The sequence below is a fragment of the Oxalicibacterium flavum genome (assembly GCF_014635065.1).
GTDB lineage: Bacteria > Pseudomonadota > Gammaproteobacteria > Burkholderiales > Burkholderiaceae_D > Oxalicibacterium > Oxalicibacterium flavum.
Genome location: NZ_BMCG01000003.1, coordinates 180,277 through 202,621, shown reverse-complemented (window position 1 = coordinate 202,621; position 22,345 = coordinate 180,277). Strand labels below are relative to the sequence as shown.

At 64.1% G+C, this 22,345-nt stretch carries 21 protein-coding genes; 8 read left to right on the top strand and 13 right to left on the bottom strand.

The window, feature by feature from the left end:
• Window positions 1-5: 5 nt before the first annotated feature.
• Window positions 6-725, top strand: coding sequence for a 3-oxoacyl-ACP reductase FabG (gene fabG, locus IEV38_RS07995; protein WP_188395665.1), 720 nt, complete (start codon window positions 6-8; stop codon window positions 723-725).
• 52 nt (window positions 726-777) lie between these two features.
• On the opposite strand, the gene IEV38_RS07990 is transcribed toward fabG, so the two are convergent.
• A complete protein-coding gene (locus tag IEV38_RS07990; protein ID WP_229728937.1) occupies window positions 778-2,130 on the bottom strand; it encodes an NAD(P)/FAD-dependent oxidoreductase in 1,353 nt (450 codons plus the stop codon).
• A gap of 34 nt (window positions 2,131-2,164) precedes the next feature.
• Window positions 2,165-2,860 (bottom strand): alpha/beta fold hydrolase, encoded by a 696-nt coding sequence (locus tag IEV38_RS07985; protein ID WP_229728936.1) that lies wholly within the window; start codon window positions 2,858-2,860, stop codon window positions 2,165-2,167.
• Window positions 2,861-3,058: 198 nt separating this feature from the next.
• Between IEV38_RS07985 and IEV38_RS07980 the strand changes: the two genes are divergently transcribed.
• A complete protein-coding gene (locus tag IEV38_RS07980; protein ID WP_229728935.1) occupies window positions 3,059-4,057 on the top strand; it encodes a chorismate transformation FkbO/Hyg5 family protein in 999 nt (332 codons plus the stop codon).
• 160 nt (window positions 4,058-4,217) lie between these two features.
• Here IEV38_RS07980 and IEV38_RS07975 read toward each other — a convergent pair whose 3' ends face one another.
• The 8 genes from IEV38_RS07975 to IEV38_RS07940 all read right to left on the bottom strand — a co-directional run bounded on the left by IEV38_RS07975 (window position 4,218) and on the right by IEV38_RS07940 (window position 12,051).
• A complete protein-coding gene (locus IEV38_RS07975; RefSeq protein ID WP_188395664.1) occupies window positions 4,218-5,012 on the bottom strand; it encodes a beta-ketoacyl synthase chain length factor in 795 nt (264 codons plus the stop codon).
• Window positions 5,009-6,214, bottom strand: a complete 1,206-nt coding sequence (locus IEV38_RS07970; RefSeq protein ID WP_188395663.1) for a beta-ketoacyl-[acyl-carrier-protein] synthase family protein — start codon at window positions 6,212-6,214, stop codon at window positions 5,009-5,011. Before IEV38_RS07970 ends, IEV38_RS07975 begins: the two co-directional genes overlap by 4 nt.
• A 19-nt stretch (window positions 6,215-6,233) precedes the next feature.
• Window positions 6,234-7,091 carry a polysaccharide deacetylase family protein gene (locus IEV38_RS07965; protein ID WP_188395662.1) on the bottom strand — a complete coding sequence of 286 codons (858 nt, stop codon included), beginning with the start codon at window positions 7,089-7,091 and terminating at the stop codon, window positions 6,234-6,236.
• Window positions 7,088-8,740, bottom strand: coding sequence for an NAD(P)/FAD-dependent oxidoreductase (locus tag IEV38_RS07960; RefSeq protein ID WP_188395661.1), 1,653 nt, complete (start codon window positions 8,738-8,740; stop codon window positions 7,088-7,090). Before IEV38_RS07960 ends, IEV38_RS07965 begins: the two co-directional genes overlap by 4 nt.
• Window positions 8,737-9,738, bottom strand: coding sequence for a lysophospholipid acyltransferase family protein (locus tag IEV38_RS07955; RefSeq protein ID WP_229728934.1), 1,002 nt, complete (start codon window positions 9,736-9,738; stop codon window positions 8,737-8,739). Before IEV38_RS07955 ends, IEV38_RS07960 begins: the two co-directional genes overlap by 4 nt.
• The gene (locus IEV38_RS07950; protein ID WP_188395660.1) at window positions 9,735-10,403 is read right to left on the bottom strand and encodes a COG4648 family protein; all 669 of its coding nucleotides are present in this window, start codon (window positions 10,401-10,403) and stop codon (window positions 9,735-9,737) included. Before IEV38_RS07950 ends, IEV38_RS07955 begins: the two co-directional genes overlap by 4 nt.
• Before the next feature lie 86 nt (window positions 10,404-10,489).
• The gene (locus IEV38_RS07945; RefSeq protein ID WP_188395659.1) at window positions 10,490-11,248 is read right to left on the bottom strand and encodes a glycosyltransferase family 2 protein; all 759 of its coding nucleotides are present in this window, start codon (window positions 11,246-11,248) and stop codon (window positions 10,490-10,492) included.
• Between the two features lie 17 nt (window positions 11,249-11,265).
• On the bottom strand, window positions 11,266-12,051 hold the full coding sequence (locus IEV38_RS07940) for a lysophospholipid acyltransferase family protein (protein ID WP_188395658.1): 786 nt from the start codon (window positions 12,049-12,051) through the stop codon (window positions 11,266-11,268).
• Between the two features lie 329 nt (window positions 12,052-12,380).
• On the opposite strand from IEV38_RS07940, the gene IEV38_RS07935 reads away from it, so the two are divergent.
• From IEV38_RS07935 to IEV38_RS07920, 4 genes are all read left to right on the top strand, one after another.
• Window positions 12,381-12,854: a PTS sugar transporter subunit IIA gene (locus IEV38_RS07935; RefSeq protein ID WP_188395657.1), complete on the top strand. Its 474-nt coding sequence runs from the start codon at window positions 12,381-12,383 to the stop codon at window positions 12,852-12,854.
• 58 nt (window positions 12,855-12,912) lie between these two features.
• Window positions 12,913-13,854 (top strand): HPr(Ser) kinase/phosphatase, encoded by a 942-nt coding sequence (gene hprK / locus IEV38_RS07930; protein ID WP_188395656.1) that lies wholly within the window; start codon window positions 12,913-12,915, stop codon window positions 13,852-13,854.
• Window positions 13,855-13,953: 99 nt separating this feature from the next.
• A complete protein-coding gene (gene rapZ, locus IEV38_RS07925; protein ID WP_188395655.1) occupies window positions 13,954-14,817 on the top strand; it encodes an RNase adapter RapZ in 864 nt (287 codons plus the stop codon).
• Between the two features lie 96 nt (window positions 14,818-14,913).
• Window positions 14,914-15,540, top strand: coding sequence for an LON peptidase substrate-binding domain-containing protein (locus tag IEV38_RS07920; protein ID WP_188395654.1), 627 nt, complete (start codon window positions 14,914-14,916; stop codon window positions 15,538-15,540).
• A 6-nt stretch (window positions 15,541-15,546) separates the two neighbouring features.
• Here IEV38_RS07920 and mutY read toward each other — a convergent pair whose 3' ends face one another.
• The 3 genes from mutY to mutM form a co-directional block, all read right to left on the bottom strand.
• Window positions 15,547-16,704 (bottom strand): A/G-specific adenine glycosylase, encoded by a 1,158-nt coding sequence (gene mutY, locus IEV38_RS07915; protein ID WP_188395653.1) that lies wholly within the window; start codon window positions 16,702-16,704, stop codon window positions 15,547-15,549.
• Window positions 16,705-18,645, bottom strand: coding sequence for a dynamin family protein (locus IEV38_RS07910; protein WP_188395652.1), 1,941 nt, complete (start codon window positions 18,643-18,645; stop codon window positions 16,705-16,707).
• Between the two features lie 194 nt (window positions 18,646-18,839).
• Entirely contained in the window at window positions 18,840-19,661 is an 822-nt protein-coding gene (gene mutM, locus IEV38_RS07905) for a bifunctional DNA-formamidopyrimidine glycosylase/DNA-(apurinic or apyrimidinic site) lyase (RefSeq protein WP_188395651.1), read from the bottom strand.
• 139 nt (window positions 19,662-19,800) lie between these two features.
• Between mutM and IEV38_RS07900 the strand changes: the two genes are divergently transcribed.
• Window positions 19,801-21,585: a tetratricopeptide repeat protein gene (locus IEV38_RS07900; RefSeq protein WP_188395650.1), complete on the top strand. Its 1,785-nt coding sequence runs from the start codon at window positions 19,801-19,803 to the stop codon at window positions 21,583-21,585.
• A 96-nt stretch (window positions 21,586-21,681) separates the two neighbouring features.
• Window positions 21,682-22,323: a lipoprotein insertase outer membrane protein LolB gene (gene lolB / locus IEV38_RS07895; protein ID WP_188395649.1), complete on the top strand. Its 642-nt coding sequence runs from the start codon at window positions 21,682-21,684 to the stop codon at window positions 22,321-22,323.
• The last annotated feature ends 22 nt before the right edge of the window (window positions 22,324-22,345 follow it).

Below are 22,345 nucleotides of genomic sequence, written 5' to 3'. Positions count from 1 at the left end.
CACGCATGAAACGCGCACTCGTGACCGGCGGCAGCGGCGGCATCGGCGCCGCCATCTGCAGGCGCCTGTCCGCCGACGGCCTGCACGTGATCGTGCACGCCAACCGCAACCGTGACAAGGCACAGCAGGTGTGCGACGACATCGTTGCCGCCGGCGGCAGCGCGGAAGTGGCGGTATTCGACATCACCGATGCCGAAGCGACGCAAACGGCACTCGAACAGCTGACGCAGGCCGGCACCATCCAGGTGCTCGTCAACAATGCCGGCATGCACGACGACGCCGTGTTCCCGGGCATGTCGGCAAGGCAATGGCACGACGTGATCGACGTCAACCTGCACGGCTTTTTCAACGTGACCCAGCCGCTGACGATGCCGATGATCCGCACGCGCTGGGGCCGCATCGTCAACATTTCCTCGGTCGCCGCACTGGCGGGCAACCGCGGCCAGGTCAACTACTCGGCCGCCAAGGGCGCGCTGCATTCGGCCACCAAGTCGCTGTCGCTCGAACTGGCGAGCCGCGGCATCACCGTCAACGCGGTGGCGCCCGGCATCATCGCCACCGACATGATCGAGCAGGCATTCGACGACAAGCTGGTGCAGAGCATGGTACCGATGAAGCGCGTCGGCAAACCCGAGGAAGTGGCCGACCTGGTGGCCTTCCTCGCATCCGAGCAGGCCGCCTATATTTCTGGACAGGTGATTTCGATCAACGGCGGCATGATCTGATCCGCGCCGATCCAATGCAAAACGCCCGCTGCTGCGGGCGCTTTTTTGCGGATCAGGTTGCCGAGCCGGCTTCCGGATCGCGGATATTGATCTTGCGTCGCCGCCACGCAGCCAGCGTGCGCATCGGGTTGAACAGCGACGACAGGTAATAGATCGCCTTGAATGCATACAGCGACGGCCAAATCGCCTTGTTGTGGAAGATGTCGCCGGCCAGCACCGACATGACCGCCGCCTTGGTCTGCAGGAAGTCGCGCGGGTTCAGGAACAGGAAGCGCATCGCCGGATTGGTGACGCGGTAGATGAACCACGAAAAGATGGTCGGGCCGCGCCGCATGTGGTGATCGAACTTCTCCAGCGCGCGCTGCGCCTCCTGCGGCGCGCGCAGGCAGGCGGCAACCGCCTCGACGCCGACGAAGGCGCTCTGCATCGCCAGCAGCACGCCCGACGAAAACACCGGGTCGATGAAGGCATAGGCATCGCCGAGCAGCATGCAACGGTCGCCGTGGGACTTGCTGCTGGTGTAGGAATAGTTGCCGGTTGCGTGCACCTCGCCGACGCGCACCGCATTCTTCATGCGGTCGGCCAGCTTGGGCGCCATCGCGATGGTATCCATCAGGAACTGTTCGAGTCCGACCTTGCGCGAGGCCAGGTAATGCGGCCAGCAGACCGCGCCGACGCTGGTGGTGCCGTCCGACAGCGGGATCAGCCAGAACCAGCCGTGCTCGAACCAGAACAGGCTGATGTCGCCTTCGCGCTTGCCTTCGTAGCGTTCCACGCCGGTGAAGTGGCTGAAGATGGCCGAGCTGTTGTGCTTGCGGTTCTTCTGCTTGCTCTTGAACTGGTTGGCGAGAAAGGTATCGCGGCCCGAGGCGTCGATCACGTAATCAGCGATGTATTCCTGCATGCGGCCGTCGCCGTGTTTGGCCTGCACCAGCACGTGCTCGGGCTGGAAATCGACCTTGCGCACGCGGCAGTCCTCGATCACGCTGGCGCCGCGCGTGCGCGCATTCCTGAGCAGGATATGGTCGAACTCCGAGCGCCGCACCTGAAAAGCATAGGGCATGGACTTGTCGAAGGCTTCGCAGAATTCGATGTGGGTCTTCATGTCCTGCTCGACGGCATTGAACTCCACGCCCCATTTCGGCATGCCGATCGCTTCCACCTGTTCCTTGACGCCGAGTTTTTCGAGCAGCGGAATGTTGGCCGGCAGCAGCGATTCGCCGATGTGGAAGCGCGGATGCACGTCCTTCTCTAGCAGCGTCACCGTGAAACCGTCCTGCGCCAACAACGCTGCGGCAGTGGAGCCGGCCGGGCCGCCGCCGATGATCAGCACCTGGGTACGCATGGGCGCCGTGGCCGCTTCCTGCTGCGTGGGTCGGGTGATTGTTTCTGCGGCTTGCGTCATGCCCAGGCTCCGTCTGAAATGGGTGTGCTCGACATCATACGTCGTCGCAGCGCGGCAGTACATCGCGATCGAGGAATTCCTCCCACAGCGCGCGCCACGGCCGCCATTCGTGTCCGCCGGGCACGGTGCCGACGTGCCCCGGCGGCAACACATCGCCGATCAGGCGATTGCTGCCGGCGAAGCGGTCTTCCAATCCGTAACCGAGATACAGCGGCGGCCGTTGCCTCGGCGCATCGCTGTAGCCCCTGATCCACGCCCACAGTTCGCGGTCGTAATCGGTGGCCGCAATCTCGCCGGGTTGCCATGCAGCGAGTCCGGTCTTGCGGATTTCCGCAACCAGGCTGCGGTTGCCGAGAAACGGCGCCATCAGGAACATGCCGGCGATCTGCCCGCCGTACTGCTTGCTGTAGAGCAGCGAACCGTAGCCGCCCAGTGAAATGCCGACCAGCCATACGTGACGGTAGCCGCGCGCCCTGGCCGGCGCCACGATATCCTGCTGCAGGCGCTCCACCACCAGCGCCGACGTGTAGTAGCCGACGTGCGTGTCGGCCATCACGATGTCGGCCGCGATGCGCCGCGCGCGCGCAGCGGCGACGAAACCATGCGCCACGAAATCGCCCGGCGTATCATAGGCACCGGGCAGCAGCACGATCAGGGTATCGGGCGCGGCTTTACAAGGACAGCGATCCTCAATAACATCCAGCTTGCTTTTGACGGTGGCGGTGGGCATACAGGCAGTCAGAAACCAGCCTGACACGAGGATCAGGCCGGCAAGGTTCAATCGTCCGATGTTTAATCGTCCGATGTTCATCATTTTTCCTGCATTCCATTATAAGAGCAGCATCATGCCGCTCCGGCACGATCATCGATCAGAATCGCCATCACGATCACCGCGCTTCATCACGTTACCCATCACGCCGATCATTTCATGCTGAACCTCACCTACGGCACACTCCCCTCGTCCGAGCAGACCGGCTCGGTGTTCGGCTGCCTGCTGTTCGGCAGCGATGATGCGGTGTCGACCGGCGCCGTGGCCGATCTTCCGTGCGCGCGCGTCGCCATGCCGCGCCTGGACGGCGTGCCGCTGCTGTGCGAGACCCTGGGCGGACGCGCCGCCATCCGCGGCGGCAGCTTCAAGGACATTGCCTACCGTTTCAACGACGATGTGCTGTTCGGCGTCATCCAGCTCGATGAAAGCACGATGACGGCGACCTCAGGTTCGGCCCTGGAAACCGCAGCCGAGCAAGCCTATCTGCGCATCTTCGAGTTGCTGCGCGCACAGGGGTTCCCCTACGTGCTGCGCTTCTGGAACTACATGGCCGACATCAACGGCGAAGCCAACGGCCTCGAGCGCTACCGCCAGTTCAACCTCGGCCGCCAGCAAGCCTTCGCCGAAAGCGGCCAGGCGGTTTCCGGCAACGTGCCCGCAGCCTGCGCGCTCGGCACCTCGCACGGTCCGCTGGTGGTCGCGTTTCTTGCCGGACGCCAGCCGTCGCTACCGATCGAGAATCCGCGCCAGGTGAGCGCCTACGACTATCCGGAACAGTACGGCCCGCGCAGCCCGCTGTTCTCGCGCGCCAGCGTGGCCAATGTAGGCAGCGGCCGGCACCTGTTCCTGTCGGGTACGGCCAGCATCGTCGGACACCAAACCCTGCACGACGGCGACATCGCCGCGCAGACGCGCGAGACGCTCGTCAACATCCGCGCGGTGATCGGGGAAGCAGCGCGCAAGATGCAGACGCACTGCGCGCTGACCGATCTCGACTACATCGTCTATGTACGCCGTGAAGCCGATCTGCCCACGGTTCGCGCCATCGTCAAAGCCGAACTCGGCAGCACGGTGCGTGCGTCCTACCTGCTGGCCGACATCTGTCGCGCCGACCTGCTGGTGGAGATCGAAGGCTCGGCGCAGTTGCCGGCCGCCTGACCATTCCGCTTCGCACATAAAAAAGACCTCTCGGTCGAGCCCTACGGTCTTGCCTGGTCCCCCAAGGGGACGCTTTTTATCTTGGGACGGCCCGGCGATAAAAAAGCCGTCGCATCACGACGGCTTTTTTAAAATTCACGAAACCCGCTGCACGTCGCCCCTATGCCGGCGCATATGCCACCCGCAGCGTGCGGCCGTTGACGTATTCGAGCTGCACATCCTCCTGCCGCCTTGTCGCCAGCGCGCGCAACAGCGGCAGGCTGCGCGCCGCCGGAATGCCGCGCCGCACGGTTTCGAGGTCCGCATGCTGCATCGCAGTCTGCGCCGCGTCGTCCAGCGCCAGTGCAATGCTGCCCAGACCGTTCGCCGCTGCTTGCGGCGTCAGCAGCATGGCGACCGCGAACTGATCGGCCAGCGGTCGCGTCGCATGCAAGGGTTCGGGATACGGCGTGTCATAGACGACCAGCAGTACCGGCCGCTGCTCGACCGCGACCTGCACCGCCGCCTCGAGCAGGCCGACGGCAAAACCGCCGTCGTAGGCGCACAGGCTGGTGGACGGCAGCATGGCGCCGCTGGCGATACCCCAGTAGCCGGACGGCGCGTTATGCACCGAGTTGTGAAAGCGCGTCGGCGAGATCAGGCGGTCGCTGCCAGCCAGTGCCTGGCAGATCATGTGGCAGTTCTCGCCATCGCCGCCGGACGAACAGAACACGGTGGTCACCTCGGCCGGCGCCACGCCGGCGTTCTGCAATGCTTCCATACCGCAGGCCAGCGCGAGCTTGACACCGGCGCCGGTGCGGCGGCGTTCAGCGGCCGGCAGCGCGTTCAACGCCGGCACCACGGTCGCGTTGCGCACGTAACTTGCCTCGGCCTGCAGCAGCGCCGCCCATTCCTGCCAGTTGCCGGCGCCGGGGCCGATCACGCCGACCGCCTGTATATGCACGCGCGCGTTCATCGCACCACTCCCAGTACCAGGCTGCAGTTGGAACCGCCGAAGCCGAATGAATTGTTGAGCGCGTAGTCGATCTGCGCAGGGCGATTCTCGAGCAGGTAATCGACCTGCAGTTCGGCATCGACCTTCGTGGTGTTGATGCCGGCCGGCAGTTCGTCGTGCGTCATCGCCATCGCGCAGATCGCCGCTTCCACCGCACCGGCCGCACCCAGCGTGTGACCGGTTGCGCCCTTGGTCGAACTGCAGGGCGTCCTGCTGCCGAACACCGCGTGCACGGCCTTGCCTTCGGCGGCGTCATTGCTCGGCGTGGCGGTGCCATGCAGATTGATGTAGCCGATGCTTTCCGGAGTCAAACCGGCCGAAGCCAGCGCATCCTTCATCGCCATCTGCGCGCCCAGTCCTTCCGGATGCGGTGACGACATGTGATGCGCATCGCTGGATTCGCCGACGCCGCACAACAGCACGCTGCCCCTGGTGGCTTGCGCCGGCGCCCGGACCAGCAGCGCAAAGGCCGCGCCCTCGCCGATCGAAATGCCCTGACGGCCTTCGCCATAGGGACGCGCCGGTTCCGGCGACAGCAGCTGCAGCGAATTGAAACCGTAGAGCGTGGTCAGGCACAGTGTATCGACGCCGCCGACCACCGCCGCGTCGATGAAACCGGCTTCAATCATGCGCGCCGCATTGCCGAACACCTTGGCGCTCGACGAACAGGCGGAGGACACGGTCAGCGCCGGTCCGGTCAGGCCGAAATAGGCGGCGACGAAGGCCGCGACCGAATAGGTGTTGTGCGTTTCGGCGTAGCGGAAATCGGCCGGTAAGACACCCGGATTGCCATCGGCGTCAGGCTCGCGACGGCGATACGCCAGTTCGGTCTGCAGGATGCCCGAGGTGCTGGTGCCCAGATAACAGCCGATGCGGTCGGCGCCGAATTCGGCGATCGCCGCGCGCACCGCTTCCTCAAACCCGTCCTGCTGCAACGCGAGCTGCGCCAGGCGATTGTTGCGGCAGTCGAAGTCGGCCAGCGCCGCGCGCAGGGCCACGTCATCGACGCCGCGCACCTCGCCGATCCAGGTCGGCAGGTTCACGGTTTCGAAATCGCAGGGCTTCAGATTGCCTTCGCGCGCGGCCAGCCTGGCCCAGTTTTCATCCCGCCCGAGTCCGAGGCAGGTCGAGAGCGTGTAATGACGGAGTTCGAGTGTTTGCATACGGTCGGACCGTGTCCCCTTATGTATCTTGTATATCGTGCGTATCGTGTTCTGATGCGCGCCGATCGCGCAGGCCCTGCTCCACCGTCACGCATTGCAATCCCTGCGCGCTCGCCGCTGCTAGCACACGCGGCAGCGCTTCGAGAATCACCGGCCGGCCCTGCGCCGTGCGCGCCGCATTGCCGTCGTGCAGCAGCAGGATGTCGCCGCCGCGCAGGCCGTTCAGCAGCCGCTGCGTGACGCGCTGCGCATCGCCGACGCGCGTATCGAAACCACGCCGCGTCCAGCTCACGAGCTTCAGGTCCAGCGCATGCAGCACCGGATCGAGGAAGGGATTGCGCAGACCGGCCGGCGCGCGGAAGTACCGCGGCACGCGCCCGGTCACCTCGGTGAGGACCTGCTGCGCCTGTTCGAGTTCCCGCCGCATGCCGCGCATGCCGAGCACCGAGAAATAATGGCGATGCAGCATGCTGTGGTTCTCGATCGTGTGGCCGGCCTCGACGATGCGGCGCGCCAGCGCCGGCTGCGCGCGCACCTTGTCGGCGATGCAGAAGAAGGTGGCCGTGGCGCCGTGCTCGGCGAGCAGATCGAGCACGCGCGGCGTGACCTCGGGATCGGGGCCGTCGTCGATGGTGACGGCAATCTCGGCACGCCCATCCGGCAGGCGCAGCACGTTCGGTCCCAGCAGCACGCTGCGCGGCCACAGGCCGATCGCCGTGATGGCGGCATGGTTGGCGATCACGCTGGCAACGCTCCAACCCAGGGTGCCCGGCCAGGCAATCGCGGACGCGGCAGCGCCGACGTGCAGCACGGCGGATGCCATGAGGAAGGGGCTAGGCTGCCAGCGGCGCGCGGCAATGGTGGAGGCGTTCTTCATGTGGCGCACGCCATCGGGCTGGAAAACAGCATGGGGGCCGGCTCCTGCCGTGCCGACAAGGCGGCATGATCGAGCAACGCATGCAGCGCTGCGTATTCGACTTCATCGCGCAGCTGCGAATGATCGCCGCAGGCCAGTTCCATGATCGCCAGCGCCAGCCGCTGCAGCAGCATCAGGTTGTCGTCCATGCGCTGCATGAACTGCGCGGCGTCGAGCTCGTCCTTGAGACCGCGGTTGAGTTCGGCAAACCAGTCGAGCTGCGTCTGGTCCAGCATCCGCGACGGATTGCGGCGCGCGCTGTGCCTGCTCCACGCGCGGAAGAAGGCCTGGATCGCGCCGTTCACCTTCTGCATGTGCATCAGCCTCGGCTGCAGACGGCCCATGACGACCAGGTCGGTCAGCCGGTCCTGGTAGAACAGCAGGCACATCACGCCCCAGTAATAGGCGTAATCCCACGACACCTTGTGCGGCAATACTTCCGGATCGCCGAACAGCGGATACTGGTCGAGATAGACCGGCAGCATGGATTCGTAGAGCGAGAAATAGATCTGCTCGAAGTAGTCGGCCATCATGACGACCGGGCCGCGCGCGCGATCCTGCGCAATCAGTTCGACGATATTGGTGTTGCCGATGGCGATGAAATCGCTGCCGGGCGAATAGAAGGGATCGAGGAACACGCCGGCCTCGCCGGTCAGCGCCCAGCGCCGCTCGCCGTCGTACATGCGCTTGCAGCCGTAGGAAAAACGCTTGAAGAAGGCGAAGTCCTGCAACTGCGCGCGTTCGGCGTCGAGGTGTTCGTGCAGACGCGGCTGATGGATCTTCAGCCAGTCCATCGCCTTGTCGAAGGTGTTCATGTTCTCGACCGGATGCAGATCGGCATCGGCCACGATGCCGACCGAGTGCGAGCCCGACGACAACGGAATCAGCCACACCCAGTAGCCCTCGCCGACCAGGTGATTGGTCGAGCGCCAGCGATCCGGCGGCTGACAGGCGCTTAGCCACTCGGTATCCTGCGACCAGTCGTGCACGTCGATGCGCCTGCCGATGCGGAACCATACTGCACCCGCGCGATGCGCATTGTCCTGCGCCAGGTCGAGCTTGCGCTTGACGAGGCCGGCGCGTCCCGAGGCATCGACCAGCCAGCGCGCGTCGGCCTCGACGGCATGGCCATCGGCTTCGTAGGCGATGCGATGCGATGCGTCCTTGTCACCGATCTCGAACCTGCGGATCACCGCACCATCAACGAAATGCACGCCGCGCTCGGCCGCCATCTCCGCCAGGCGATTTTCGAAGATGCCGCGATCGATCTGGTACGAGGAAGTCGGCAGCACGTGACTGCCGCCGAGTTCGGTCACGCGATCAAGGTCGCGGCGGCCGTCGGAAAAGAAGAAGCGGAAGCCGAACTTCTTCAACTGCTCGGTTTCCAGGTGGTCCTTCAGCCCGAGCACGGTATCGAAATAATGCGCGGCGATCTCGACCGAGGATTCGCCGACCTTGTGCGCGGCGGCCGGCACCGGATGCGCGCGGCGCTCGATGACGAGAATCGCCAGGTCTGCAAAGCGCTGGCGCAACTGCAACGCCAGGGTCAGGCCGGCCAGCCCTCCGCCCATGATGACGACGTCATACCGTGCGGACGGCTGCGCGCTCATCGGTCGTTCCCCTGCCAGAAGTCGTAGAAGTTGAACCAGTTGAACGGCGCCAGGCGCGCGAAATGCTCGAGGCGCGAGACGTAATGCGCCATCGCCGCGTTGACCTGCTCCTCGCGGTTGCGGCGCGTGCCGTCCGGCGCATCGGTAAAGTCGGCGATGCGTTCGATGTGGATGTCGTAGCGGTTGCCGCCCAGGTACAGGCCCATCATCAGATAGACCGGGCGCCGCATCATGGCGGCCATGCGGAACGGTCCCTGCGCGAACGGCGCCGGCACGCCGAGGAAGGGCAGCATGCTGATCTTTTCCTGGCCGAGCGAACGGTCGGCCAGCACGCCGACCAGCGCACCCTGCGCCAGCCGGTCCTTGACCGTCAACATGGCAGACAGGTTGCCGAGCGGGACGATCTCCTGCTGCGCATCGGGATTGATGGCCGACAGCAGCGCGCCGATCTTGCGCGCGTTTTCCTCGTACATCAGCAGCACGAGTTTGAGCGAATCGTGCTTGCGCGAGATCATGCGCACCACTTCGAAGCTGCCCATGTGCGCGCCCATCAGGAACACGCCCTCCTCGCGCTCGGCGACATCGGATTCCATGTAGGCATCGCTGACGACGCGGATGTCGAACTTCTCGCCATGGCCGAGCAGGAAATAGACACGGTCCAGCACCACGCTGGCAAACGCGTGCACGTGGCCGAACACCTCGCGCCAGCGCGCCGGGCGGCCATGCACGCGCGACAGATAGGCGCGCGACGCGCGGCAAGCGTCGGTCGCGGTCAACACGTAATAGAGCGTGACCGGATACAGCACCAGGCGCGACGCCGTGCGGCCGAAGGTGCGGGCGATCCATGCCATCACGCGCAGCGCAGCCAGGCAACCGCGCTCCTTTCTGGCGGTCCAGTCCTGGGCGGCGGCGTCCTGCGGCCCGGCGTCCGCCTGGCTGACAGGCTTGGCCGGCGCGACCCGCTTGGAGTCGGAAGAATCGAGCTGCATGTTGGTCATATCTTGTTTCTGCTGTTCAGATAGGCCGAGACGCTCTCGCGTATCGTCGCATGCCTGAAATCCGGGTTGCAGCGCTTGCGGCAGGCGTACTCGCCGGCAAACATCAGGATGATCATCGGCCAGTTCAGCACGTTGGCGAACATCGACCAGGTTTCGATCGAGGCAAAGTAGAAGATCGCCAGCGACACCAGCACCTGCAGCGCAAAGAAGACGGACCACGCAACCGTGACCTTGCGTGTGTAGCGCGCCACGCTGTCCGGCATGTCGGGGTGGATGGTACGCGCGATGGTGGTGATGGCCGGCGTGCGTCCGCCGTACAGCGTCTGCAGAAAGAACCAGCACAGCATGGAATTGGCGGCCACGTGCTGGATCAGGTAGATCCAGTCGAGCCGCGTCAGCAGCGTGACCCAGAAGTCGGCAGTCAGCCAAACGGAAAAGGCCGCCACCGCGCCGCCGCCGGCCAGTTGCAGCGCGCGGCCGAAACCGGCCGAACGGATCGCCATGACGACGCCCCAGCACGCAAACCCGACGATCGGCACGATCAGCATCAGGACCGCCAGCTGGCGCCAGATGCTGAAGGCATCCTCGATCACCAGCGCCGCGTGGCTGAGAGCCACATAGGCCGCGATGGCGAGAACGGTCAGGACGATCTTGACGACGGACATGGACGGATTGATCCCAGGAAAATCAATGGCTTACGCGAAAAAGAGAGGCAGTATAAGGCAAAGCCAAATGGCAAACCGTTCTTTTTTCAACGCCCGGCCAGCCTGCGCCAGATCAGCAACGGCAGCCGCAGCACGAAGCCCAGGAACAGCCGCGTGTGCATCCAGGTGAGCAGCTTGTTGTCGCGCCAGTAATTGAAATGCGAGACGCCGCCTTCTTCCGCGCTGAGGTAGCGCACCCTGGTCGGCACGTTGACCGGGCGCACGCCGCGCCAGGCCAGCCGCACCACGGCTTCGGGATCGAAATCGAAGCGCCGCATCCAGACGCTGCCCTGCATGACATCGCGCAGCACGCGCGCCGGATAGACACGGAAACCGAACAGCGAGTCGCCGATACCGCCGCCCAGCGTTTCGAAGTTGGCCCACCAGTTCGAAATCTTGCGGCCCTTGACGCGGATGCTCGGTGCGCTGTCGTCGAACACGGGCACGCCGAGCACCATCCCGTCCGGATTGGCGGCGGACGTCTGCATGAAGTGCGCGATCATCGCCGCATCGTGCTGGCCGTCCGAATCCATCGTCAGCACGTGGGTAAAGCCGCGCGCCAGCGCGCGCTCCACGCCGTGCAACACGGCCGCGCCCTTGCCGCCGTTGTGCGGCAGCACGATGATTTCCAGGCCGTCGTCCTCGGCCGCCATGCGCTGCAACTGCTCGGCGGTGCCGTCGGTGCTGCCGTCGACCACCACCCATACCGGCGCCCACTGCGCGCGCGCGGAAGCCACCGTCTCATAGACGACAGCGCCAGGGTTGTAGCTGGGGATCAGGACCAGATGAGTGGTGGATGCTTGCATCGATTGTTCCGTGTTCCCTATGGACGCGATGCGGACGTGCGCGCATCGTCTGCCCGATGCGTGGAACAAGCAGGCGGTGCCAGCTCCTGCTCGTAATAGTGCTGCAGTTCGGCAATGAATTGTTTGCTGTCGTCGCCCGGAGAGAACCGCTGCCCCAGCCGCACGCGGATGCGCACCGGGAAGTCCGGCGCCTTCCAGAACGGCCAGCCCTTGCCGAGGAAACCCGAATCCGATTCGATGAAGATGGTCTGCACCGGGCAGCCGGTGCGGCGCGCGATCAGTCCGACCGTTCCCTGGAACGGATTGATGCGGCCGCGCCGGCTGCGCGTGCCTTCGGGAAACAGCAGCAGCTGGCTGCCTTCCTCGAGTTCGCGCGCGGCCTCGTTGACGATGTTGCGGATCGAATCGTTGGGAATGTAGCCGGCCATCTTGGCGCCATGGCCGAACATGACGTTGCGCAACACCTGCGCCTTCATGATGCAGACCACGTTGGGCAGGCGCGAAATGATCAGCAGCGCGTCGAACAGTGACGGATGATTGGCCGTCAGGATCAATCCGTCGTCGCCGCGCAGGCGGTCGAGTTCGGTCAGGTCGAGATGAAAGACATTGAAGAAATGCAGTGTCGTGAAATAACGGCGGTAGCCGGTGGTGATGGCACGACGCACGTAGGCCTGGCGTTCCGAGCGCGGCATGAATGCCGAGCGCAGCGCCAGCCATGGCGAGCCGAACAGCATCATGAGCGTCAGGCCCAACAGGCTCAGGAAAAGAATCAGAACATTCCGGGCGTGCTTGAATGGAGTCATGAAGCGCATCATAAGAAAACTGACAGTAAGCCGGCGGTATGTGTCTGAAAAGGGTGATGATTGTCCGCCGGCCGTGTCGATGATGCAAGCAGCGGCCCCCAAGGCCGAGAAAAATTATAACGAAAGGTCCTGGTGCTGGACAGCGCCGCATCGCGCACAAACGCGGCAGCGCGTCTTTTGCGCGCTCCCTCCCTGTCTGCATGGATCGCACGCGAGAGCAAGTCGGTTTGCACATTAACCACACCTTTCCGGCAGCGGCAGCGGAAAAGTCTGGCGAACTGCAAATAGGCCTATAATCTGCGCAGAATCCTTTTTTGTGCTTCGCAACAATGAACCATCTCAGTCAGATTCTCCCCCCCGCCAATGTTGTGCTTGACCTTGATGTCTCCAGCAAGAAACGGTCGTTCGAGCAAGTCGGCCTGATTTTCGAAAACAATTGCGGCATTGCACGTTCCGATGTGTCGGACAATCTCTTCGCGCGCGAGCGCCTGGGGTCGACCGGGCTCGGCCATGGCGTGGCGGTACCGCACGGACGCATCAAGGGATTGAAGTCGCCGCTGGCAGCCTTCGTGCGGCTGGCGCAGCCGATTCCGTTCGAGTCGCCAGACGGCCAGCCGGTGCGGCTGATGATCTTCCTGCTGATTCCGGATCACGTCACGCAGCAGCATCTGGAAATCCTGTCGGAAGTCGCCGAGATGTTCTCCGACGAATCCTTCCGCAATCTGCTGATGACGCTCGACGATCCGGCCGCCGTGCATGCGCGCCTGATCACCTGGCAACCCAGCCTGCAGGACATGGACTGAACGCGGCCCGCGCCTACGGTCTTTTCTTCTTCCTCTCCGCCCACGCCCTTCCGATCAGATGCCACTGACCACGCCGCTCTCGATCCAGCAGCTTTACGATGACAATCGCGAATCGCTGCAGCTCGGGTGGTTTGCCGGTTTTCCGGGCGGAGAACGGCAGATCCTCGGCGACGCCACCTCGGCCGCCGACCAGATCGGCCACCTGAACCTGATCCATCCGGGCCGCATCCAGGTCTTCGGCCACCAGGAAACCGAATACTACGAACGCCTGTCGCCGGGCGCGCGCGCCTATCACACGGCCGAGCTGATCGCCGGCCAGCCGCCGGCCATGATCATCGCGCAGGGACTGGAAACGCCGCCCGACATCATGACGATCTGCGACGACAAGAACATCCCGCTGTTCTCGACGCCGCTGTCGGCAGCGCAGGTGATCGACTACCTGCGCGTGTATCTGTCGAAGAAGCTCGCACAGCGCATCACCATGCACGGCGTGTTCATGGACGTACTCGGCGTGGGCGTGCTGATCACCGGCGAATCGGGCCTCGGCAAGAGCGAACTCGGTCTCGAACTGATCTCGCGCAGCCACGGCCTGGTGGCCGATGACGCGGTCGAATTCGCGCGCATCGCGCCCAATGTCATCGAGGGCCGCTGCCCGACGCTGCTGCAGAACCTGCTCGAGGTGCGCGGCCTCGGCCTGCTCGACATCAAGACCATCTTCGGCGAGACCGCTGTACGCCGCAAGATGCGCCTGACGCTGATCGTGCACCTGGTACGTCGCAGCACGCTCGAGGAAAACTACGAACGCCTGCCGGCGCCGTCGCAGACCGAGGAAATCCTCGGCTTGCAGATCCGCAAGGTCGTCATCCCGGTCGAGGCCGGCCGCAACATCGCCGTGTTGCTGGAAGCCGCCGTGCGCAACACCATCCTGCAGATGCGCGGCATCGACACTCTCAAGGATTTCATGATCCGCCAGCAGAAGGCGATGGAAAGCGACGAGTAGGCCGGAATACGCGGACTCTTCTTCGCGTCTTTTCGCAGTAACGTCACAGGCAGCATGGTCTGCATGCCGCCGCACTTGCAGTGCGGTATCATGGCCGTCATGCGCATCATCCTCATCACCGGCATTTCCGGCTCCGGCAAATCGGTCGGCCTCAAGGCCCTGGAAGACGCCGGCTATTTCTGTGTCGACAACCTGCCGCCCACGCTGCTGCGCGCGCTGGTCGCCGCGCGCCTTGAAGAAGGCGGCGACAACCTGGCCGTCTCGATGGACGTGCGCAGCGCCCGCTCGCTGGGTGGCCTGCCGGCCGACCTGGCTTGGCTGCGCGCACAGGGGCACGACGTCAAATCGCTGTTCCTGACCGCCAAGACCGATTCCCTGATCGCGCGCTTTTCCGAAACGCGCCGCAGCCACCCGCTGTCGCATCGCAGCGCCGTCACCGACTCTGCCGACGAGCGCCGCACTCTGACCGAATGCATCCTGGCCGAACGCGAGATGCTGGCCGGCATCGAGGAAATCAGCCACGTCATCGATACCTCGGGCATGCGCGCCAACAAGCTGCGCGCGTGGATCAAGAGCCTGGTCGAAAGCGACCAGTCGCCGCTGACCATCCTGTTCGAATCGTTCGCCTTCAAGTTCGGCGTGCCGCTCGACGCCGACCTCGTGTTCGACGTGCGCACCCTGCCCAATCCGCATTACGACGAAAAACTGCGGCCGCTGACCGGACGCGACCTGCCGGTGCAGGAATTCCTGCTGGCGCAACCCGATGCGGTGGCGCTGCTGGCCGACATCCGCGGCTTCATCGAACGCTGGCTGCCCTCCTTCAAGAACGACAATCGCGGCTACCTGACGATCGCCATCGGCTGCACCGGCGGCCAGCATCGCTCGGTCTATTTCGCCGAACGGCTGGCCGCGCATTTCCGCACCACCGAACACGTGCTGCTGCGGCATCGCGAACTCGACTGACGCGAGCCGCCGCACCAGGAACCACGCATCAAGATCCATTTTCCTGCCGACACCCATACGGCGCATCGGTAACAACCCTTCCCTCTACCGCGCGCCATGAACGATCGATCAGACTGGATTCCTCTCTTCACCCTCAATACCGTCCTGTTTCCGGACGGCATCCTGCCGCTCAAGGTTTTCGAACCGCGCTATCTGGACATGGTGCGCGACTGCATGAAGGAACGCGTTCCGTTCGGTGTCGTGCTGATCCGCGCCGGCCAGGAGATCGGCATCGCCGCCGATCCCGAGACGGTCGGCTGCCTGGCCCACATCATCGACTGGGATGCGCAACAGCTCGGCGTCCTGTTGCTGCGCACCCAGGGCGGCAGGCGTTTTCGCATCATCGAGACGCGCACCCGTCCCAACAAGCTGCTGGAAGCCAGAATCGATCTCATGCCTGCCGACGAACCGCTGCGCATCATGGATCGGCACACCGCCTGCGCTCGCACGCTCGGCCTCATCATCGAGGACATCAACATGCGCGGACGCGACGAACTGGGTGAGGATTTCGAAAGCCCGTTCCCGGACCGTCTGAAACTGGAAGATGCGGGCTGGGTTGCCAATCGCTGGAGCGAAATCCTGCCGATTCCGCTCAAGGCGCGACAACGACTGCTGGAACTGCAGGACGTGCCGGCCAGACTCGCCATCGTCCACGAGTATCTGCTGCAGCATCACATTCTTTAGAAGCGCTCAGGAAAGCAGATCGGGAGCGGCGAACAACGCCAGCAGCATCTTCTTGACCGGCGCCGGCAACGGTGCGCCTGCCAGTTCCGTCACCGGATACCAGACCTGCGCCGACTGCGCCACGCCATGCCGGCGCGTGCGCAGATCGATGCGGTACGGCGTGACGTGCAGACGGAAATGCGTGAAGACATGCGTGAAGCCGGTCAGCCGCGTGACAGCCGCCGCCTCGCCATGCAGCGCGACCACGGCATCGATATCCGGCGGCAGTTCGTCCGCAGCGCTCTCTTTTGCCCGTTCCGGCAACGATAGCAACCCGCCCCAGATACCGGATGGCGGGCGCTGCTCGAGCAGGATGGCGCCGTCATGCGCGATGACGAACATGTGCGCATGCCGTTCAGGCACCTTTTTCTTCGGCTTGCGTACCGGCAGCTCCGCCGTGCGTCCGGTCAGGTGCGCCACGCAGCGCGAGGCCAGCGGACAACGCGGACAGGCCGGACGATTGCGCGTGCACAGCGTCGCGCCCAGATCCATCAAACCCTGCGTATAGGATTCGACGCCGCTCTCCGGCAACAGCGCCACCGCGCGTTGCCACATGTCGTTCTCGACCGCCTTCTCGCCCGGGAAACCGTCGATGCCGAACACGCGCGCGAACACGCGCTTGACGTTGCCGTCGAGGATGGCGGCGCGCGTGCCGTAGGAAAAGGCCGAGATCGCCGCCGCCGTCGAGCGGCCTATGCCGGGCAATTCTTCCAGCAGGCCTGGATCGGCCGGGAAACGCCCGCCGTGCTCGGCCACCACCATCTGCGCGCAGCGATGCAGATTGCGCGCGCGCGAGTAGTAGCCGAGCCCGCTCCAGTGCGCCATCACCTGTTCCGACGGCGCAGCCGCCAGCGCCTCGACGGTCGGAAAGGTTTCGAGAAAACGCTGGTAATAGGGAATGACTGCCGCGACCTGGGTCTGCTGCAGCATGATCTCGGACAGCCAGACACGATAGGCATCGCGCGTGTTCTGCCACGGCAGCGCGTGGCGGCCATGCTGCTTCTGCCATGCGATCACGGCCTGTGAAAAAGACGGATCGCCAACTGCCGCTTCCTGCGCGCCGCTCTTCCTGCTCTTGCGGCGTGCGACTGCTTTCACATCATCTGCTTCTACAACACGTTTCATCTATGCGGCGGCCCTGTATCCGGCAAGCGGCGCCATGACGGCGGCGCGCAGTTCGTTCTCCAGTCGCGTCAGCGCCATGCGCTGGGTATCCAGTTCGAGCTGCATCTGTTCGAACGACAATACCTTTTCCTCGAGGCTGTCGGTCGCCTCGTGGATCTTCTCGATCGACTTGCGGCGACGACGCAATTGCAGCTTATGTTCGCCGATCTGCGCCTCCAGCGGCGCCATCACGACCTTGAGCCAGGCTTCGACGTCGCGGTTGGCCTGCAGCATGCACTGCCGCACGCGCGAGGCAATCGAGTCGAAGAACTTCTGCATCAGCGTCACCTGCGGCATGGTCATGATGGTCGCCGCGCCAAACTGTTTCTGATAGATCTGCTCGATCAAGTCGATTTCCTTGACGTACTTGTCGAGCGAGAACGGCATCGGCGTGGACAGCGCCAGTGCATGTTCGGTCGAGAACTTGCGGTACATGACCGACATCATCTCGCCGATCTCGTCGGTCTTCTGCGCGGACAAGGCCATGTTGTGCCGGGTCTTGCCGAAGAATTCGCGCACCGCCTGCCGCATGCCGGCCGAAAAACGGCTCTTCTCCATCGTCTCGCGCGTGGCGGCGACATTCTGCTTGAGCACCGCCATGCCGAGATGACTGAACACCTCGGACGACAAGCGCGCGAACACGGCGCGCGTGGCCTGCAGCTTGAACAGGCTGCCGTCGAACTCGCGCTTCTCGAGATCGATGCGGCTCATCATGTGTTCGAGAATATTGCGATTCTTGCCCCGCAGGCTCTTCAATTCCAGCAGTTGCTCGACCACGTTGCGCGAGCGCGCCGACAGCAGCGCCAGCCGTGAGCTGGCCAGTTCGCTGATTTCGCTCTGCAGCTGATGGCGGATGATGTCCTGCCGCGCCGGAATCAGTTGCGACGACAAGGCCTGCTCGAGCAAGGGCAGGCGGCTGCGCGCCAGCAGTTCGGCGTCGCCGTTGATCTTGGCAACCAGCCCCTTCTGCGCCGAGATCGGGAATATCTGCCCCTCCGACAACAACAGCGTCTGCGCCACCGACGCGACCTGGGCATCGATCTGCCGCTCGACCTCGGCCGGCGCGCTGAGTTCGTCCCACATGCTGTCGATCTTGTTGAGCACCACCAATCGGCCGGAACCCGAATTGCCGATGTGATTGCGCCAGATATCGATGTCGCTCTTGGTCACGCCGGTATCGGCGGCGAGGATGAACAGCACCGCATGCGCGTTCGGGATCAGGTTCAGCGTCAGTTCGGGTTCGGTACCGATCGCGTTCAGGCCCGGCGTATCGACGATCACCAGGCCTTGCTTCAACAACGGATGCGGGAAGTTGATGATCGCGTGCCGCCACTGCGAGATTTCGATGGTGCCGTCGGCATCGACGTTGAGACTCAGATCGGGATCGCTCTCGTCGTACAGGCCGTAGCGAATCGCCTCTTCCACCGGCACGCGCTTGACCAGGCTGACCTGGCGGAACGCCTCCAACATGCCGTCACCCGAAGAGATATCGAGCGGCAGCACGGTCCACACCTGGTGCTGACCCTTGAGGTCGGAAGTCGATTGCGTCTCGGCGCGCGTCTCGATCGGCAGCAGGCGGATCGACGGCGGAAAGGTTTCGTCGTACAGCAGTTCGGTCGGGCACATCGTGGTGCGGCCGGCCGACGTCGGCAGGATGCGCTGGCCGTAGCCGGCGAAGAAAATGGAATTGATGAGTTCCGATTTGCCGCGCGAGAATTCGGCGACGAAGGCGATCGACAACTTGTCTTCGTTCAGGCGAGTCAACGCCTGCTGCACGCGCTGCTCGCTGGCGGCGTCCGACAAGCCGAACTCCTGCGCGCAATCGCGATAGCGCTCGAGCGCGACGCGCACGTTGTCGCGCCAGTTGCCGTACGCATTGAATTTCTCGACCAGATTGTTCATATCGCCTCCCTGGCTGTCCTCGCCGGTTCACATTCTGATGTTGCGTTCCCGGACATGGTGTCCCGAATCGGGGTTCGTCGATGAAGCAGAGGTGTGGAAATCGTCATCGGAAAACACGGCATGACGTTGCACCCCGCCATCTGCCGGACATCTTCATGAAACGGACTTCCAACATCGGACACTAGCACCGCCCGTCATTTTTGACAATTTGCGCAATAGAAGGTCGAACGCTGTCCCTGCACGATCTGACGCACCGGCGCGTTGCAAATACGGCATGGTTCGCCGGTGCGCGCATAGACGAAATAGCTCTGCTGAAAATAGCCGGACTGGCCGTTGACCGCGATGAAATCCTTGAGCGTGCTGCCGCCCTGCTCGATGGCCGCAGCCAGCACTTCGCGGATCGCCTGCGCCAGCCGCTCGTAGCGCTCGGGGCCGATGCGGTGCGCCGGCGTGCGCGGATTGATGCGTGCGCGGAACAGACTTTCCGATGCATAGATATTGCCGACGCCGACCACGATGTCGCCCGCCAGCAACACCTGCTTGATGGCGGCACTGCGTCCGCGCGTGTGGCGATACAACCACTGTCCGTCGAAACGGCCTTCCAGCGGCTCCACGCCCAGCGTGCGCAGCAGCAGGTGATTCTCGACCGAACCATCGGCGGCGTCATGCCAGAGCACGGCGCCGAATCGGCGCGGATCGCTCATGCGCAGCACCTGGCCGCCTATCGCCATGTCGAAGTGATCATGCTTCTTCGGTTCGATGCCCGGCGGCAGGATGCGCAGGTGACCGGACATGCCGAGATGGATGATTAGCGTGCCATGGTCGAAATGGATCAGCAGATACTTGCCGCGCCGCCCGGTGGCGCGCACCGTGTGGCCGACCAGCGTCTGCGCCAGCGCGAGCGGAAACGGCCAGCGCAATCCGGTATGGCGGAATTCGACGGCGGACACGGTCTGTCCTTCGAGGTGCGGCGCCACGCCGCGGCGCGTCACCTCGACTTCTGGCAATTCAGGCATGGAACGATACTTGGCAAAGGAACGAAAGCCGGTGCAAACCGATCGCAATCATGGAGCCGAACCCGGCTTGCACGACGGCAAACGGTTGGATGTGGGTTCGGCGTAAAATAGGATTCCGCTCGATTAGCCTGGACTTCAATTGAAGAAAAATGCTCTTGCCATTGTAACGCTGTCCGCCCTTCTCTCGACTTTTGGCGGCAGCGTGCATGCCCATCCGCCGGCATCCGGCACCGCCGATCCCGGCATGCCGCTGACGGCACCGACAATGCCGGCCGGCGCGGAAGCAACCGAGTCGGCCGACGGCGCGCTGCCCAACGTCGAAATGACCGAGGACATGCTCTACAAGCTGCTGCGCGCCGAAATGGCCTACCAGCGCGGCGACTGGCAACTGGCCTATGTGACCATGCTGGCCGGCGCGCAGGAAACGCGCGATCCGCGCCTGGCGCGCCGTGCGGCCGAGATCGCCTTGAGCGTCAAGCAGGCCGGCGAAGCCTTGTCGGCCGTGCGCCTGTGGCGCCAGATCGCGCCGGAATCCGACGAAGCCAACCAGTTCTACCTGGGCTTGGTCGTACTCGGCGAAAACCTGGCCGAAGCCAAACCCATCTTCGTCGAACGCCTGCAGGAAGTACGGCCGCAGGCACGCGGCCTGCTGATCCTGCAAATCCAGCGCCTGCTGAGCGGCGTGCAGGACAAGCAGGGCGCCTTCACGTTGATGGAAGAACTGGTGGCACCGTATTCCGATCTGGTGGAAAGCCACATTGCGCTGGCACAAGCCGCCTATGCCAACCGCGACATCGCGCGTTCGCACCAGGAAGCGCTGAAGGCACTCGAAATCAAACCCGAACTCGAGATCGCCGCACTGATGGTGGCGCAATCGATGCAGAGCCGTCAGGAAGCACTGGCCTTCTTTGCGGGCTATCTGCAGCAGCACCCGAAGGCGCGTGACGTGCGCATCGCCTATGCCAAGGTGCTGATCGACGGCCGTGAGCATGAAAAGGCACGCGAACAGTTCGAAATCCTGCTCAAGGATCAGCCGAACGACCTGACCATCCTCTACGCGATGGGCATCCTCGGCGCGCAGATGAACGACCGGCCGATGGCGGAGAAATACCTGACCGCCTACCTGAAGGAACTCGAGGAAAACCCGGACCTCACGCGCGACCCGGTGCAGGCGCAACTGATCCTGGCGCAGATCGCCGCCGACCGCAAGGATTACAAGGGTGCGCTGAACTGGCTGGCCCAGGTCGAACCTGGCCCGGCCTACATCGAAGCCCAGGTCAAGAGCGCGCAGATCATGGCGCAGGCCGGCGACGTGGAAGGTGCACACAACCTGCTCAGCCATCTCAAGCCCGAAAGCCAGGGCGAACAGATTCAGGTGATGGTGGCCGATGCGCAACTGCTGCGCGACGCCAACCGCCTGCCGGAAGCGCTGGCCGTGCTCGGCAAGGGACTCGAGCAGTTCCCGGAAGACACCGGCCTGCTGTACGACCATGCGATGCTGGCCGAAAAGGCCGGCCGTTTCGACCTGATGGAAAAGTCGCTGCGCCGCATCATCGAACTCGCGCCGGATAACCAGCATGCCTACAATGCGCTCGGCTATTCGCTGGCCGACCGCAACCTGCGCCTGCCGGAAGCGTTTGCCCTGCTGCAGAAGGCCTCCGAGCTCGCGCCCGAAGACCCGTTCATCATGGATAGCGTCGGCTGGGTCCATTTCCGCATGGGCCGACTCGATCAGGCCGAGGATTATCTGCGCCGCGCCTATGCGATTCGTCCCGATGCAGAGATCGGTGCGCACCTTGGTGAAGTGCTGTGGGTCAAGGGCGACAAGGAAGATGCCCGTGACTTCTGGCGCGCCGCACTGCAAAAGGACCCCGGCAACGAAACGCTGAAAAGCACGCTGGCACGCCTGCGCGCCGATCTGTAATCAAAGACTGCCGGCTGCCCGTGCAGCCGGCTCTGCGCCCAAGTCTCTCGCGAGATGCGGGCCGCCTCGCTTCCGATCCGTTCATCTCGTCCTGCCATGACTTCAATCCTGCCCGCACTGACCCCATTTCGATTTTCGTCCGCCGTGCTGCTCGCCGCGTCGCTGCTGCTGGGCGGCTGCTCAAGCATGGCTCCGCCGGCCGACACGCCGGGCGCCGACAGTAGTGCCGCACGCAACTATCGCCAGACGATCGAGATCGCCGGTCGTCTTTCCGTGCAATACCGGCAGAACGGCAACGATGAATCCCTGCACGGCAGCTTCACCTGGCAGCAAAACGGCGAGCGCAGCAATGTCACCCTGCTGTCGCCGCTCGGCCAGATCATCGCCACCATCGCCGTCGAGCCTGGTGGCGCCACCCTGACCGAATCCGGCAAGGCGCCGCGCAGCGCCGGCGACGTCGATGCACTGGTCGCGCAAACCCTGGGCTGGCCGCTGCCGATCGCCGGCCTGCGGCAATGGCTGCAGGGCTTCGCCACCGATGCCAACGGCAATGCCTTTGTCGCCAACGGCGATGGCAGCACGGTCACCACGCAGGACGGCTGGCAGATCCGCTACGCCAACTGGCAACGCAGCGAAGGCGGCGACACCTATGCACGACGCATCGATCTGGCGCGCCATACCGTGCAGGCCGGCAAGGTCGAAATACGCATCGTGATCGACAACTGGCAGCCACGCTGACGACGCACGCTCGCTGCTCGCA

What these genes read in the sequence shown, in the direction of transcription:
- fabG (WP_188395665.1), top strand. Translation starts at nt 6, where the DNA reads ATGAAACGCGCACTCGTGACCGGCGGCAGCGGCGGCATCGGCGCCGCC.
- IEV38_RS07990 (WP_229728937.1), bottom strand. Translation starts at nt 2,130, where the DNA reads ATGACGCAAGCCGCAGAAACAATCACCCGACCCACGCAGCAGGAAGCG.
- IEV38_RS07985 (WP_229728936.1), bottom strand. Translation starts at nt 2,860, where the DNA reads ATGCCCACCGCCACCGTCAAAAGCAAGCTGGATGTTATTGAGGATCGC.
- IEV38_RS07980 (WP_229728935.1), top strand. Translation starts at nt 3,059, where the DNA reads ATGCTGAACCTCACCTACGGCACACTCCCCTCGTCCGAGCAGACCGGC.
- IEV38_RS07975 (WP_188395664.1), bottom strand. Translation starts at nt 5,012, where the DNA reads ATGAACGCGCGCGTGCATATACAGGCGGTCGGCGTGATCGGCCCCGGC.
- IEV38_RS07970 (WP_188395663.1), bottom strand. Translation starts at nt 6,214, where the DNA reads ATGCAAACACTCGAACTCCGTCATTACACGCTCTCGACCTGCCTCGGA.
- IEV38_RS07965 (WP_188395662.1), bottom strand. Translation starts at nt 7,091, where the DNA reads ATGAAGAACGCCTCCACCATTGCCGCGCGCCGCTGGCAGCCTAGCCCC.
- IEV38_RS07960 (WP_188395661.1), bottom strand. Translation starts at nt 8,740, where the DNA reads ATGAGCGCGCAGCCGTCCGCACGGTATGACGTCGTCATCATGGGCGGA.
- IEV38_RS07955 (WP_229728934.1), bottom strand. Translation starts at nt 9,738, where the DNA reads ATGACCAACATGCAGCTCGATTCTTCCGACTCCAAGCGGGTCGCGCCG.
- IEV38_RS07950 (WP_188395660.1), bottom strand. Translation starts at nt 10,403, where the DNA reads ATGTCCGTCGTCAAGATCGTCCTGACCGTTCTCGCCATCGCGGCCTAT.
- IEV38_RS07945 (WP_188395659.1), bottom strand. Translation starts at nt 11,248, where the DNA reads ATGCAAGCATCCACCACTCATCTGGTCCTGATCCCCAGCTACAACCCT.
- IEV38_RS07940 (WP_188395658.1), bottom strand. Translation starts at nt 12,051, where the DNA reads ATGACTCCATTCAAGCACGCCCGGAATGTTCTGATTCTTTTCCTGAGC.
- IEV38_RS07935 (WP_188395657.1), top strand. Translation starts at nt 12,381, where the DNA reads ATGAACCATCTCAGTCAGATTCTCCCCCCCGCCAATGTTGTGCTTGAC.
- hprK (WP_188395656.1), top strand. Translation starts at nt 12,913, where the DNA reads ATGCCACTGACCACGCCGCTCTCGATCCAGCAGCTTTACGATGACAAT.
- rapZ (WP_188395655.1), top strand. Translation starts at nt 13,954, where the DNA reads ATGCGCATCATCCTCATCACCGGCATTTCCGGCTCCGGCAAATCGGTC.
- IEV38_RS07920 (WP_188395654.1), top strand. Translation starts at nt 14,914, where the DNA reads ATGAACGATCGATCAGACTGGATTCCTCTCTTCACCCTCAATACCGTC.
- mutY (WP_188395653.1), bottom strand. Translation starts at nt 16,704, where the DNA reads ATGAAACGTGTTGTAGAAGCAGATGATGTGAAAGCAGTCGCACGCCGC.
- IEV38_RS07910 (WP_188395652.1), bottom strand. Translation starts at nt 18,645, where the DNA reads ATGAACAATCTGGTCGAGAAATTCAATGCGTACGGCAACTGGCGCGAC.
- mutM (WP_188395651.1), bottom strand. Translation starts at nt 19,661, where the DNA reads ATGCCTGAATTGCCAGAAGTCGAGGTGACGCGCCGCGGCGTGGCGCCG.
- lolB (WP_188395649.1), top strand. Translation starts at nt 21,682, where the DNA reads ATGACTTCAATCCTGCCCGCACTGACCCCATTTCGATTTTCGTCCGCC.